14 protein-coding genes and 2 tRNA genes are annotated in these 12,341 nt (G+C 35.3%); 5 read left to right on the forward strand and 11 right to left on the reverse strand.

Going from position 1 to position 12,341, the window contains the following annotated elements; genetic code table 11:
* Positions 1–134 precede the first annotated feature (134 nt).
* The 3 genes from G7Y45_RS16050 to G7Y45_RS16060 all read left to right on the forward strand — a co-directional run bounded on the left by G7Y45_RS16050 (position 135) and on the right by G7Y45_RS16060 (position 1,780).
* Positions 135–208 (forward strand) — tRNA-Asp (locus G7Y45_RS16050).
* 31 nt (positions 209–239) lie between these two features.
* Positions 240–313 (forward strand) — tRNA-Asp (locus G7Y45_RS16055).
* A 243-nt stretch (positions 314–556) separates the two neighbouring features.
* Positions 557–1,780: a site-specific integrase gene (locus tag G7Y45_RS16060; protein WP_165015879.1), complete on the forward strand. Its 1,224-nt coding sequence runs from the start codon at positions 557–559 to the stop codon at positions 1,778–1,780.
* Positions 1,781–1,814: 34 nt separating this feature from the next.
* Here the strand turns inward: G7Y45_RS16060 and G7Y45_RS16065 are convergent, their stop codons facing one another.
* The 5 genes from G7Y45_RS16065 to G7Y45_RS16085 form a co-directional block, all read right to left on the reverse strand.
* On the reverse strand, positions 1,815–2,081 hold the full coding sequence (locus G7Y45_RS16065) for a hypothetical protein (protein ID WP_165015877.1): 267 nt from the start codon (positions 2,079–2,081) through the stop codon (positions 1,815–1,817).
* A 296-nt stretch (positions 2,082–2,377) separates the two neighbouring features.
* A complete protein-coding gene (locus tag G7Y45_RS16070; protein ID WP_165015874.1) occupies positions 2,378–2,671 on the reverse strand; it encodes a helix-turn-helix domain-containing protein in 294 nt (97 codons plus the stop codon).
* A 57-nt stretch (positions 2,672–2,728) separates the two neighbouring features.
* A complete protein-coding gene (locus tag G7Y45_RS16075; protein WP_165015871.1) occupies positions 2,729–3,031 on the reverse strand; it encodes a DUF3876 domain-containing protein in 303 nt (100 codons plus the stop codon).
* A gap of 10 nt (positions 3,032–3,041) precedes the next feature.
* Positions 3,042–3,347 carry a helix-turn-helix domain-containing protein gene (locus G7Y45_RS16080; protein WP_165015868.1) on the reverse strand — a complete coding sequence of 102 codons (306 nt, stop codon included), beginning with the start codon at positions 3,345–3,347 and terminating at the stop codon, positions 3,042–3,044.
* Entirely contained in the window at positions 3,344–3,631 is a 288-nt protein-coding gene (locus G7Y45_RS16085; RefSeq protein ID WP_165015865.1) for a DUF3408 domain-containing protein, read from the reverse strand. Before G7Y45_RS16085 ends, G7Y45_RS16080 begins: the two co-directional genes overlap by 4 nt.
* Positions 3,632–4,121: 490 nt before the next feature.
* On the opposite strand from G7Y45_RS16085, the gene mobA reads away from it, so the two are divergent.
* Complete coding sequence (gene mobA / locus G7Y45_RS16090; RefSeq protein WP_165015862.1) at positions 4,122–4,571, forward strand: conjugal transfer protein MobA; 450 nt, start codon at positions 4,122–4,124, stop codon at positions 4,569–4,571.
* A gap of 66 nt (positions 4,572–4,637) precedes the next feature.
* Here the strand turns inward: mobA and G7Y45_RS16095 are convergent, their stop codons facing one another.
* From G7Y45_RS16095 to G7Y45_RS16115, 5 genes are all read right to left on the reverse strand, one after another.
* Positions 4,638–4,961 carry a helix-turn-helix domain-containing protein gene (locus G7Y45_RS16095; protein ID WP_165015859.1) on the reverse strand — a complete coding sequence of 108 codons (324 nt, stop codon included), beginning with the start codon at positions 4,959–4,961 and terminating at the stop codon, positions 4,638–4,640.
* A gap of 130 nt (positions 4,962–5,091) precedes the next feature.
* Positions 5,092–5,511 carry an RteC domain-containing protein gene (locus G7Y45_RS16100; RefSeq protein WP_165015856.1) on the reverse strand — a complete coding sequence of 140 codons (420 nt, stop codon included), beginning with the start codon at positions 5,509–5,511 and terminating at the stop codon, positions 5,092–5,094.
* On the reverse strand, positions 5,465–5,704 hold the full coding sequence (locus G7Y45_RS16105) for a hypothetical protein (RefSeq protein WP_165015853.1): 240 nt from the start codon (positions 5,702–5,704) through the stop codon (positions 5,465–5,467). The genes G7Y45_RS16100 and G7Y45_RS16105 overlap by 47 nt, the downstream gene beginning before the upstream one ends.
* 58 nt (positions 5,705–5,762) lie before the next feature.
* Positions 5,763–6,719 (reverse strand): ketopantoate reductase family protein, encoded by a 957-nt coding sequence (locus G7Y45_RS16110; protein ID WP_165015850.1) that lies wholly within the window; start codon positions 6,717–6,719, stop codon positions 5,763–5,765.
* Positions 6,716–7,561, reverse strand: coding sequence for a helix-turn-helix domain-containing protein (locus G7Y45_RS16115; RefSeq protein ID WP_165015847.1), 846 nt, complete (start codon positions 7,559–7,561; stop codon positions 6,716–6,718). The genes G7Y45_RS16110 and G7Y45_RS16115 overlap by 4 nt, the downstream gene beginning before the upstream one ends.
* A gap of 401 nt (positions 7,562–7,962) precedes the next feature.
* On the opposite strand from G7Y45_RS16115, the gene G7Y45_RS16120 reads away from it, so the two are divergent.
* Positions 7,963–8,898, forward strand: coding sequence for a DUF6731 family protein (locus G7Y45_RS16120; protein ID WP_165015844.1), 936 nt, complete (start codon positions 7,963–7,965; stop codon positions 8,896–8,898).
* A gap of 926 nt (positions 8,899–9,824) precedes the next feature.
* Here the strand turns inward: G7Y45_RS16120 and G7Y45_RS16125 are convergent.
* Complete coding sequence (locus G7Y45_RS16125; protein WP_165015841.1) at positions 9,825–11,900, reverse strand: DUF262 and DUF1524 domain-containing protein; 2,076 nt, start codon at positions 11,898–11,900, stop codon at positions 9,825–9,827.
* Positions 11,901–12,341: the final 441 nt, after the last annotated feature.

The following is a 12,341-nucleotide window of genomic DNA, read 5'->3' on the forward strand; positions in this document are numbered from 1 at the left end:
TTAAAAATGAGGAACTAAGCCAAAATCGCTTCATTTTTTTCAAAAAACTTTTCGCTCAGCTATTGCAGGTTTCGGAAAAATGCCTACCTTTGCAACCGCAATCGAGAGAGATAGCGATTAAGAAATGAAATACTGGTGCGTTAGTTCAGTTGGTTAGAATACATGCCTGTCACGCATGGGGTCACGGGTTCGAGTCCCGTACGCACCGCATCTCAAATCTTAATAAAAAAAATAAAATTGGTGCGTTAGTTCAGTTGGTTAGAATACATGCCTGTCACGCATGGGGTCACGGGTTCGAGTCCCGTACGCACCGCGAAAGCAAATAGCAAATTAAAGCAAAGCTCTGAAATTCAAGGATTTCAGAGCTTTTTCTTTTTTCCTGCTTCGGCAAAAAATAGCGGTTTTAGGCAGTCCTCACGTGGCTTATTCGTGGGACTTTTTGAAAGCTGTTTTTGCTCCCACGAATTGACGCATTTGTCTTTGATTGTCAGCATTTTGCGTAGCTGGTTTTTGAGCGTAACAAACTAATTTTGTACCACTTAAAAATCAAAGAATTATGGGAGCAGTGAAAAGAAACACATTAAGCGTATTGTTCATCATTAAGAAATCAAAACTTCTGAAAAACGGTGAAGCTCCTGTTTGTATGCGCATCACCGTAAACAAGCGAGTAGCCGAAGTTATGATTAAACGGAGTATTCTTGCAGACTTATGGAATCAGAAAAAGGAATGTTCCAAAGGAAAAGACCGTGTAGCCACCGAACTGAACCACTATATCAATACGGTTCGTGCCAAAGTATTGCAGATACACCGTGAACTGGAAATAGACAACAAACCGATAACAGCCGATATAATAAAGGATTGTTTCTACGGACGGGACAAGGTTCAGCGCAGCTTGCTGGAAGTGTATGCAGAGCATAACGAAAAATGTCGTGCTCTGATTGGCAAAGAATATACGGAAAGCACAGTTACCAAGTTTGATACTTCCATAAACCGGCTGAAAGAATATATCCGTAGTTGTTACCACCGTGATGATATAATGTTGGCAGAACTGAACGGGCAGTTTATCCGTGATTTTGATTTTTGGCTGAAAACGGACAAACATTGCCAAAATAACTCTGCATTGAAACATTTGAAGAATTTGAAAAAAGTTATCCGCATTGCCTTGGCTAACGACTGGATAAAGAAAGACCCGTTTTACGGCATCCACTTTAAGCAGGATGAAGTAAATGTGGAGTTTCTTTCACGTGAAGAACTGGATGTTCTGATGAACAAAGAATTTACTATCAAACGGTTGGAGCAGGTAAGAGATGTTTTTGTCTTTTGTTGTTTTACCGCGCTCGCTTTCGTGGATGTGCAGCAATTAAGCCGTGAACACCTGATAAAAGACAATAACGGTGCTTTGTGGATACGCAAGGCACGACAGAAAACCAATCAGATGTGTAATGTTCCCGTTTTATCTATTCCTCAAAGGATATTGAGGAAATATGAAGATAATGTAGAGTGCATAAAGAAAGGAGTACTTTTGCCCGTAATCAGTAATCAGCGCATGAACGCCTATCTGAAAGAAATTGCTGATGTATGCGGCATAGCCAAACGGCTGACCACTCATGTTGCACGTCATACTGCGGCTACCGTTGTTTTTCTCGCCAATGATGTATCAATGGAAAATGTATCTAAGATTTTGGGACATTCCAATATCAGAATGACACAGCATTATGCACGGGTATTGGATAGCTCTATTATGCGTGATATGGTAAATGTAGAAAAGAATTTTATCTGAAAAACACAACAATATAAATAGCTATTAAAGCTATTTATATTGTTTCGACTAATTTCTTTATAACAGAATTACTAATTTCTTCAGAAGTGAATTTTATTGATTTAATTATTATAATATCCTTCAAAATTTTAATTAGGGATAAATAACCTACAATAGCGGGAGGGTAATTAAACTCTTGAGAATGTTTATCCATTTCTTCAAAAATGTGTTTGATGCCCTCTTTTGCCGTTTCATTGTCTAATAAACGTACTGCTTCAATTTCTGCACGCCATTTCATTATATATTGTTGTTGCTCATTCATGATTTGTTTTTTATATTGGCAAATATACATTAAATTTTGCAACTCGATATTTTTTTCCAAATAATTGCATTGTAATACTATTGTGATTTTCCAAAGCTGAATAAAACATTAACAAAGGTAAGCTCCGTATTCCGTCCGTTCAAGCCCAAGCCCTACGGGTTTGAAAGAAAATCTCCACACCTCACGATGTTCGGGTAGTATTTTCTTCCAAAGGCTTGCACAGACGGAATACTACACTAATACAGTTAATGTTCTTAGTCAGTTTCGGAAAAAATGTGTTTTTTAAGGATGATAGGTTATTCCTGCTGTTCCTTGTTGTAGTAGGTCTGCAAAAGCCGTTCTATATCGCTTTGACGGTAGATAATCTTTCCTTTTATCTGAATGTATGGGATAACGCCCGTATCTCTCCATTCTTGCAGCGTGCGGATGCTTACTTTCAGACATTTGGCTGCATCCCTGTTACTTAGAAACTTTTCACCGTTCAAATGTGGTTTGTTTTCCTTTGCCAGTCGGCTGATACCATCTAACATTCTTTCCATAGACTGAAAGAAATCCTTAATTATCTCACTATTGCTGTTTATAAGTTCCATATTGTTATACCGTTCTATTGATTTATAATTGGTTTGAATGATTGACATACGCATCTGTCAGTTACGCAGATACTCGCCATAGTAGGATATGGAAATACTATCTTTTACCGCATCATAACTGATATAAAGCCGTTTAAAGGCTTCAACGATAAAATAACGGCTATCTTCTTTCTGTATCTCGTAAATGGCTGGTTTTGCCTGTCCGTTATCTGATACATAGAGCATCGAAAGGAAATGTATTTTCTTGCTTTGGTATATCATTACCGTAGGATGAAGATTTAAACTTTCCCATATTCCGACAATAGCAGACAATTTGAATGACTGGTTTACTCCCGTATTATTTTCTTCTTTCTTTTCCATAGGACAATATTTATTTATTGTTTGATTTATAATTCGCTTTCTTGTTTTCCGTACATTCTGCAATCAGTCTTTCAATATCGGCAGATTTATAGTACAGTTTGTTACCGATTTGAGAGTAGCCCAGTTTGCCACTATCCCGATAGTTCTGCAAACTTCGGATGCTGATACCGAGCAGGGCACACACTTCACGACCTGATAGCCATTTATCCGGCTGACGGGTATTCTCTTTACAAATCCGTTCCACCTGACTGACAAAGCCGGAGAACCGCCCACACACCTGTTTAAAGGTCTGTTCCTCAATAGTTACGATATTCATATGTCTTTCTCTTTTGGCTGGTTGAATATCCCTTTTTGCATTTCTTCCCGATAGAGAACCGAAAGAATATCATTGTGCGTATTTAGATGCTGTTCCAGTACATTATCAATAAAATTGCCGATACTTATCTGTTTGCCTGTAATCACGCCTACAATCTGCATGATACGTTTCTGTATCTCTCCACTTATGTACACGCTTTGACGGTTGCAGACTGTCCGCTTTTGGAAAAATACCGCTTTGTAGCTTTCCTTTTCCTGTTGTAATGATTGATTTGCTTCTTCCATACTTTTAATTTTTAATGGTTTATAAATAGGTTGACTGATTTCTGATACTGATTAAAAGAAAGTGAACCAGTTTTATAGCTGCATTGCTTTATCTTTAAATAGCTTCCAAATACGATTTAAAGCCATTTCTAAATATTGTTTGGCAGTCTTATGTATTGCTTTCATTCAATCAATTTTCAGCAAAGAAAAGGGTAAAAACAGACGCTTTTCAAAATGGGGCTGCTTTGTCCGTTTGTGTCGCAATTTGGCGTTATACGCTATATTTCAGGGATAAAAGGCTGTCTGTAATTTTGCAACCGATAAACAGACATAGGAAGAAGCCGAAACGCTTGCTTGGGCAATCTGACCGTAGGGAAGATTTTTATGTTCATTAGAACATAGCAAGTTGTGTTTTGAGGTCCGCACTTCGTTTTTTGCACCTCAAAACCTTGCCACCTTATCGGGTGGTTAGGTTTACTCCGAAGTCGTAAACCTTGTAAAAATTATAATTATGGAACAGAAAAAGAAGTCATTTAACAAAGGTGGACGCAAGCCGAAACTTGACCCACGAACACACCGTTATTCGTTCAATTTGGACGATGTGGAAAACGCCAAATTCCTGTCATTCTTTGACAGGTCAGGTTATACGGTTAAAGCGCACTTCATTAAGAATTGTATTTTCGGTAAGTCGTTTAAGGTAATAGTCAGGGATAAAAGTAAGGTTGATTATTACATTCAGCTAACACAATTCTACTCACAATTCAGGAGTATAGGACAGAATTATAATCAGGTAGTGAAAGAACTTCATTCCAATTTTTCAGAAAAGAAAGCACTTGCTTTGCTTTACAAACTGGAACAATGCACGTTGGAACTGATAAAGACCAATGAAATGATAATAATGTTAAGCAGACGGTTTGAACAGTCCTATCAAAAAGAAGGGATAATATCGGCAGATGAATAGAAACAACTTGCCAAAAAAGAAAAATCCCGGAGTTGCCACGTGTACAACTTCGGGATAGTTTCTTTCTTAGTTGTCCGTTCCGTGTTGTTTTTCAAACTTGCGGAGCGTACCCACATCAAACCTTTCCTTTATGAACTCACGCACATCGGAAGCTCGATAATAAGCTTTTCCGCTAATCATCATAAAGGGCAGTAGTTTCTTGCTTCGCAATCGCTGTAATGTTCGGGTACTCACTTTGAACAATAGGCATAAATCCTGATTATCCAATAGCTTGTCACCCGGCATTACTTCGGGATTGGTCTGCAAACTCTTTACATCTTTTCCTACTTCTTCCAGTTTATCGAGTAGTTTTTGCATCCAGTCTTTAAACTCATAATTATCTACATACATATTTGCTTCATTTTTCAGGTTATACTTATATGATTACCAATCGATTGATGAAGCAAAGTTCAGAAAATGGAAGCAAAGAAATTACAGGGTAGTATATGCTACCCCATATAAATTGATGCTAAGTCATTGATTATCTATACCCTTTATTTTCGTGTTCCTTTCGGATAAAGGCTATTAATCCATTAAGAAATTCCGTTAGTTTGATAGATTTTCGCTTTATAACATCTTCATGTTTTTGGTAATAGTCCCCCAATTTTATATTAAAGAGCCATTCAAAGGCTTTACCTAAGTCTGTCAGGTGAACGGATTTTCCATTCTGATATACGATGCGTTTAGAAAGAAATAAACCGCTGACTATTTCCATGATATTGACAAGGCTCGTTTTGTCAGCCAAATGGAGAGGGGAAAGAAACAACTTGTTTGCGTGCTGTTTGAATTGTTCCGGGTATTTAATGCGCCATTTTACAATGCGCATTTCAGTGTTTAACAGTCCTATTGCTTCATCAATCAAATGCAAATAGGGCATTTTTTTCTTGCTCAAACCGCACACGATACGATTTAAGACGGTGTAAACCAAAGGAAAAATAACGTAGTAAAACGCTATAATCCTGTTCGTTGATACTAAAATCGGCTAAATGTATAGCCAATTCTTTAATGGCTTCTACAAATTCAGATGTAGAAACTTTGCGATGCGAACTTTCTGACAATAGTCGGAAAAATCTCTCTTGTAACATATCTTTCATATACTTTTATATTTAATGGCTACCAAATTGATAGCCCAATTCACTATTTGTATTAGTTTTAGTTAGAAGATATATAACTTTTTAATTGAAATAAATTAGGAGTTGCAACGCCATATTTTACACCACTATCTATTATGTCATCTATCATTTGCCTTATTTCAGCAGGAGAATGATTTATATGTCCTTCAAACATAAGTTGCAGAGCATCATTACTATAAATTTTCTTTGCTATTGGCACACTGATAAATAAAGGTAAAAGATATAATCTGTTTGCTTTTTCTGTTTTAGGATTGATACCCATTTTTTTACAGATAGATAAGCCTTCCCGAATAGCTTTCATTGCAGTTCTTATAATAGGTATGTTTTCTATAAATTGAGAGGCACTTCCGGCACTCATTATTCCGGCTGAAAGACCGGTAGCGACAGCATAATGTGTAATTAACCATACTAATATTTGATTAGAAATAACAGGTTTTAAGTCTGCTTTATCCAGTGCTACAAAAAGTTTTTCTACTCGTGGAGTTATTCGCCCATCTTTTTCCCCTAATGGGGTATTGGAATATTTTAAACCTGAAATAGCACAATGTATATTTTTATCTTCTTTTCCACCCCCGACCATAAAAGGAAAGGCAAAAAAGTATTGTTCAGGATTGAGATATTTATCTATTTCTGTAAAAACATCCCAGTTGTTTTGGAAAAATACGATATTTGCTTTTCCTGCTGACTTTGAAAGAGTTGGCAATATATTTGATAATTGCAATTTATTGGTGGCGACAATAATATATTCAAATTCATTATTTGACGAAAGTTCGTCTATTATTGTAGGCTTAAAGATTATATCGATATCTTTTCTTATTTGCTCTCTAAAGTCAGAACAAATAATATGAATACCATCTTTTTGTACAAGTTCTTTTTGCCCTTTACGCACCAATACAGTAACATCATATCCTACTTTGGATAATTGCCAGCCATAAGTACAACCTACTACGCCAGCACCGTATATCAATATTTTCATAAAGTGATATTGTTAAGTTTTTTATTTTCGTTGATAAATACAGAATTGAATACCGATAGATTTTCGGCATAAGTATCACAACTATCGAGTAATTGTTTAGGGGTATAACCCGTGAACATTTTAAACTCCTTTATTAAATGTGATTTATCGTAATATCCACAATCATAGGCAATTTTACTTATACTGATTTGTGGAATTGATTGCAAAATATGGAATGTCTTTTTAAATCGTGTGATTTGGATAAAATCTTTTGGATTTAGTCCTATATATTCAGCGAATATTCGTTTAAATTGCTTATATCCTAAACAAGCCGTTTGAGATAAAACGGATATATTTCCTTCTCCTTTATTGATATTTTGAACAGTAGTCATAATCCTGTTGGCGTTGCATGGAATATTTTTGCATAGTCTATTTAATAAATATTCTTCTATCAATCTGACCGTTTGATAAGTATCAGATGCTTCATTTATTTTCTCTTCCAATTCTACTAAATAGGTATTATCTAATAAATCAATGCCTATATTTTGATTAGTAAATTCTTCCATAGAATATGGAAAAAACATCCTGCACCCGATAGGCTGAAATAGAATAATGACCATATCTAAGAAAGAAAATTCTATGTTTGAATAAGTACTGATTTGTCCACTTATATAGGATTGTGGCTGTATCCCCTTATGAAAAGAAGAAATAATTTTGTTTCCTTTATGAAAAACAAGTGCTACGCAACCTGCTGGGATAGAACGCTGAAAGCCTTGCTTTACATCATCTATCCTTAAAAACCAATATTGCTTTATATAAGGAGCGAGCAATTTGGTAGGTTGTATTACTTGAATGTTCTCCATTTTGCCTTAACTATCAGACAAAAGTAAGATTTCTTAGATTGATAATAGGTGTAAAAAAGGGACATTCTAACAAAAAAGCCCTAAAAGCTAATAGAAAAATGTATCAGAATTGATTTTTAATCTCTGTTTGCTATAGAATTATTGAAAGAATACAAAGTAAATTAGGAGTAAATAAAAAAATAGTGCCCTACTTTTTCTAAAAAATATTTTTGTAATCATTTGAACTCTAGGAAATTAGCCAACAATATAATGGCGTTTACAAATTTGCGTTCTTATTAGCCATACCCAAAAATGAATAAAGGTCAAGTTTGATTGTGTATATTATTAATATTTTCTATTTAAAAATTTGCTTAATTCGTTGTAACGTAATACTTTTGTAAGTAACAAAAGACAATAATACTATGGTTAATAAAAAAGTAACATGCTATTCAGTGAATATTCCAGAAAGCATGGATTTTGTACAACTCCTTTTAGATAACGAAGAATCTTCGTTAAAACCCTTTGTTCTTGATCAATATAGAACAATCGAACTTAAATATACTCAAATACAGAAAAATGGAAGTATTGTTGGTCTATTTGTAACTACAAGTCGAAAAAATATTCCACCAGCTCATAAACCTGGAAATGGAGACGATTATACAGCATTGCCCTTAGATGATGGACAAGGCTTAGCCTATCCTAATGTATTTTTATATGATCCCCAATCTAAAGTACTATATTTAGAGACAAATAGAATGGGAGTTAGTCCGTCAAAAATATGTGCATATTTTGAGGCGAGGGCTATTAGAGACTCTATTCCTACTTTTTGGATTGAAATCAGTCCTCTTTTAAAAAAAGAGGCGTATGAAAGAGTTGAAAACATGGTGAGAATAAAATATGTAAATTTGAAATTAGCTAAACCAACCGGGCTTCTTAGAAATAATTTGTCTAAAGGGTCATTAAGAGGATTGGCAAGTATATCCGATCAGCTTAATGCAGATAAATATATGCAGTGTTCTTTTACTGCGGATAAAGTAAAAAGCTTAAAGAAAGGGGAAATCTTAAATATTATAGATAGTTTTGGACGTATTCATTCAGAGGCAACAGAATTAGGGCGAGAAAAAGGTAATAAACTTATAATTAAAGGAAATATCTTAGATGAAGATGGAACTGAAATAGAGGATATTGTAGATTTTTTACTAAATAAAATTGATTTTCGTTTTTCAATAGAAGAACCTATTATAGCTTCAAACCTTCAATTTATGGATAGAAAAAATGGTATTAATACGGTTTATATGAAACTTTATAATGAAGTTTCTACTGTGGTAGATAGTATTCAGCGTTTAAGAAAGGAGTAAAATATATTCAAAAATCTATAACTTAAGAATATGACCATATTCATAACAAATATCCATATTGCAACAAATATATTGTAATAAGGTATTTGGATTTCTAATGTTAATAAAAGCACACAGGTTAAGATAACAGATAAAAAAGAATATATTACTGCTGTCTTATTGTATTGTATTAACTCTGGAAATCTATTAGTATCAATTAAATTTTTAATAGCGGAATTGTTTAACTGCATCAAAGTTACCATCGTTGTCAATAAAAACCCAAAAACAATGCTTTCCGCTGTAACTAAAGCTGATATAAATGTTTTATCAAAACATTTATAATAACACTTATCTATTATTTCATTATCTTTAAAAAAGTACAATAGCAAACATATCATAGAAGAAAATAGTAATGGATATAATTTCTCCCATTTGTTGGATATGTATAATTTTATCTGTTCAAACATACTAAGTTTCTTTATTTGCAGTAAAGATACAATATTTTCCTGTAAAAATTATAGGCTATTTATGGTTATTATATGAACTATTTCGTATTTTTGTACCAACTCAAACAACCACCGCAACACCAAGCAATCCAAAGAATTGCACACGTGGGGTTATTAGTGGGAGAAAGAATTAAAGAGCTTGCTAAGATATTGAGTACGTGAAGAATAGAAGAAAAGTTCATCTTCCGTACGCACCGCAGATATTAATAATAATTTTATATAATCCTCTGTTTTATCAAAGAAAACAGAGGATTTTTAGTATATCTATCAAAATACAGAATTAAAAGCACCAAAGCCTTCCTTATTGCATTCAAAAACCGACACGACTAATACAAAAGCAAACCACCTATCCGGAAATTAAAAAATAACTTTTGTCCAACATATTTAAATACATGCCGAACAAAAGTTATTCATAGCAGACTACATCACGCACAAAAACAATCAGTTCGCTTCCATTTGCTTATCAAACGCTTGTTGAATCAACTCCATGATATCATCCAATTCATTCATATTCGAAATACCAACTTCTACATCCCCATTACCCCATCGTCCCAAGTTGGATACATCTTTGCACAAACCTTTTGGATCAAGTATATCTGCAAATGCTACATTTAGAGAAAGGCGCAACCGGGATTTCTGAGGCACGACATCCACAAAATTAGTATAAGCCTTAAAGGCAATATACAACTTCTTGAGTTCCTCCTTTACGGAAGGATCTATATTCATGATCCTTCTGCGCAAAGCCTGAAACAGAGCAAGTATGTCCCCCTTCAGATATTCATAGTGCTCCAACGTATACTCTGCAGAATCTCTCTCCGCAGATCTATAAACTTCGAGTGTCTCCGGCGATAATAACGGAAATCTCCATATTTCTTTAGCTTTCTCAGCCAATTGCCCTGCACGCACAAGTATCTGCTCTTCGTTCCACGAACTGATTTTCCTCAGATATGAATTGAGGCGAATAGGAGAATCGTCGAAACCTCCCTCCATACTCTTCTTTTCTTGGAACGGACGATCACTCAATTCCGAATTATAACCAGTCAGAGTCAGATTACCAAGTGTGTGTAAATATTTACCCTGAACTTCTACCCAACCTTCCCCTAACATTTCTTGCCACTCGTGTGATAGATTAGGATTTTGGGGCATGACATGCTCGATGGTATAATCAGAAATATTCACCATCTCCTTACGCTGAAAATTTTCCAACCGATTTAAAAGGTAGTTCCTGTTACGGAAATTATAAACATCTTTGGTTTGTAGGAAAGTAGTGAACTCCGTATCGTTCGGAAAGCGCTTATAACTATCCAGCAATAGGAATGCAGCTTTCAGGCCATCCATATAATTCGCTTTATCGAATGACTTATAGAGAGTAGCGAACGTCTTATTCAGGCTATTTGTCGGTATACCGCAAATGGCGCGTCTGAACACATAATTCTCAACCAGACAAAGAGCTTCGTAGAACTCGTCCCTACTGATAACTTCGTTGACATAATCGTTGTACAACGGTAATAAAAACGGGTAACTAACGTCAACCCTCAACTGGCTGATGCGTTTGAAAGCCCCGCAAAGCTGCTTATCCGGCTCTTTGTGAAGCACCATGTTGACGTAATATCCGGAATAAGTATAAATGTCTTTGACTACTTCGCTGATCGTATCGGGAGCTTTACCCCCTATCACATAGGCCTTGAAAGCATCGTACACCATATCGATACGAGGAATGGTGCCTGTCTTCACTGATAAGTAATCGCGCATGAAGCTATTAAACAGCGCCGCATATTCACTACCATATCCTTGTTCCATAGGATACCAATAAGATTCATAAAGTGAGGTCTGCAAGTGAACTTCTTGTCCCATCAGCACGTAATTGCGAATCAAGTCGGCTTGTGATAAATCAAGTCCCGTACTGTTCATACTTTCAAATATCAATTGTGGGTTGTCCTTCTCCTTTTCAAGAGCCACATCCACAACAAACAGTCGCTGTACCCCGCTATAAATAGCTACCACATTCTCCTTGTTTATCTTACTTTTAAAGAAATCATAGTTTTCAATGATGCGTTGTGACATCCCCTCGGACTGAGGAATCCCCTTCAATAAATTTATATAGGTCTCTTTATCTCTGCGGGTCAGCAGAAGTTTATACCGCAATTCATTATCTTCTTCCGGGTTAATCAGATAATAGTTCTGAAGTTTAGTGAAGCTGGTATCTATCTCTACTGCATTCTCTTTTATAAAATCGGCAATAGCCGCTATCAGCAAAGAGACGGTGGTCAAGCGCTGCTGTCCATCAATAACCAGAAGTTTAGGCACATCGGACACTGTATGTATACTCTCCTGAAAATAAACGATAGAACCGATAAAGTGCCCCTGCACGGCAGAATCGTTGCTAATACGCAAAATATCATTCAACAATTGATTGCATTGAACCAGTTGCCAACTGTATGTACGCTGATAAATGGGAATCACAAACTGTCGTGGTCCCTTTATAATACTTAAAAGATTATTGGAAGATGCTTTCATAGATTATGCTTATTTTACAATAACAAAAGTATTCTTTTTCCCGATTATAAGAGAATAAAATAGGAAAATTATCAATAGTTTCCTGTTTTTGTCCGTTCATTGACCAATAATATTTCTCACTACCTTTGATTGAACATAATAGAGACAGAGCTTAATGATTGTCCACAATTGAACAAGGAAGTCAGTTTCCATGATAAAACTACAAAATTTAAAAAGGAACTTAAAACTCTGATTAAAACATGGGACAAGTGCACGAAGGACTTGAGAATCTTCTTGTTCGTAGACAATATTGATAGATACTCTGAGAAGAAAATCATCCAATCGATTGATTCTTAACTCAGAATATTCTATTACCGATATTTAATAACAAAAAATTTACTAATCAATCAGTATAATAAGATACATCGAGAGAATATCTGGATCAGCAGCAAATATTTACGT

The organism is Bacteroides sp. ZJ-18 (genome assembly GCF_011038705.2).
In the GTDB taxonomy this organism is placed as follows: Bacteria; Bacteroidota; Bacteroidia; order Bacteroidales; family Bacteroidaceae; genus Bacteroides; species Bacteroides hominis.

Excerpts from the sequence above, each read along its gene's own strand:
- G7Y45_RS16105 (WP_165015853.1), bottom strand. The coding sequence starts at position 5,704 with ATGAAAGATATGTTACAAGAGAGATTTTTCCGACTATTGTCAGAAAGT.
- G7Y45_RS16080 (WP_165015868.1), bottom strand. The coding sequence starts at position 3,347 with ATGAATATCGTAACTATTGAGGAACAGACCTTTAAACAGGTGTGTGGG.
- G7Y45_RS16085 (WP_165015865.1), bottom strand. The coding sequence starts at position 3,631 with ATGGAAGAAGCAAATCAATCATTACAACAGGAAAAGGAAAGCTACAAA.
- G7Y45_RS16065 (WP_165015877.1), bottom strand. The coding sequence starts at position 2,081 with ATGAATGAGCAACAACAATATATAATGAAATGGCGTGCAGAAATTGAA.
- mobA (WP_165015862.1), top strand. The coding sequence starts at position 4,122 with ATGGAACAGAAAAAGAAGTCATTTAACAAAGGTGGACGCAAGCCGAAA.
- G7Y45_RS16060 (WP_165015879.1), top strand. The coding sequence starts at position 557 with ATGGGAGCAGTGAAAAGAAACACATTAAGCGTATTGTTCATCATTAAG.
- G7Y45_RS16110 (WP_165015850.1), bottom strand. The coding sequence starts at position 6,719 with ATGAAAATATTGATATACGGTGCTGGCGTAGTAGGTTGTACTTATGGC.
- G7Y45_RS16075 (WP_165015871.1), bottom strand. The coding sequence starts at position 3,031 with ATGGAAAAGAAAGAAGAAAATAATACGGGAGTAAACCAGTCATTCAAA.
- G7Y45_RS16115 (WP_165015847.1), bottom strand. The coding sequence starts at position 7,561 with ATGGAGAACATTCAAGTAATACAACCTACCAAATTGCTCGCTCCTTAT.
- G7Y45_RS16070 (WP_165015874.1), bottom strand. The coding sequence starts at position 2,671 with ATGGAACTTATAAACAGCAATAGTGAGATAATTAAGGATTTCTTTCAG.
- G7Y45_RS16095 (WP_165015859.1), bottom strand. The coding sequence starts at position 4,961 with ATGTATGTAGATAATTATGAGTTTAAAGACTGGATGCAAAAACTACTC.
- G7Y45_RS16125 (WP_165015841.1), bottom strand. The coding sequence starts at position 11,900 with ATGAAAGCATCTTCCAATAATCTTTTAAGTATTATAAAGGGACCACGA.
- G7Y45_RS16120 (WP_165015844.1), top strand. The coding sequence starts at position 7,963 with ATGGTTAATAAAAAAGTAACATGCTATTCAGTGAATATTCCAGAAAGC.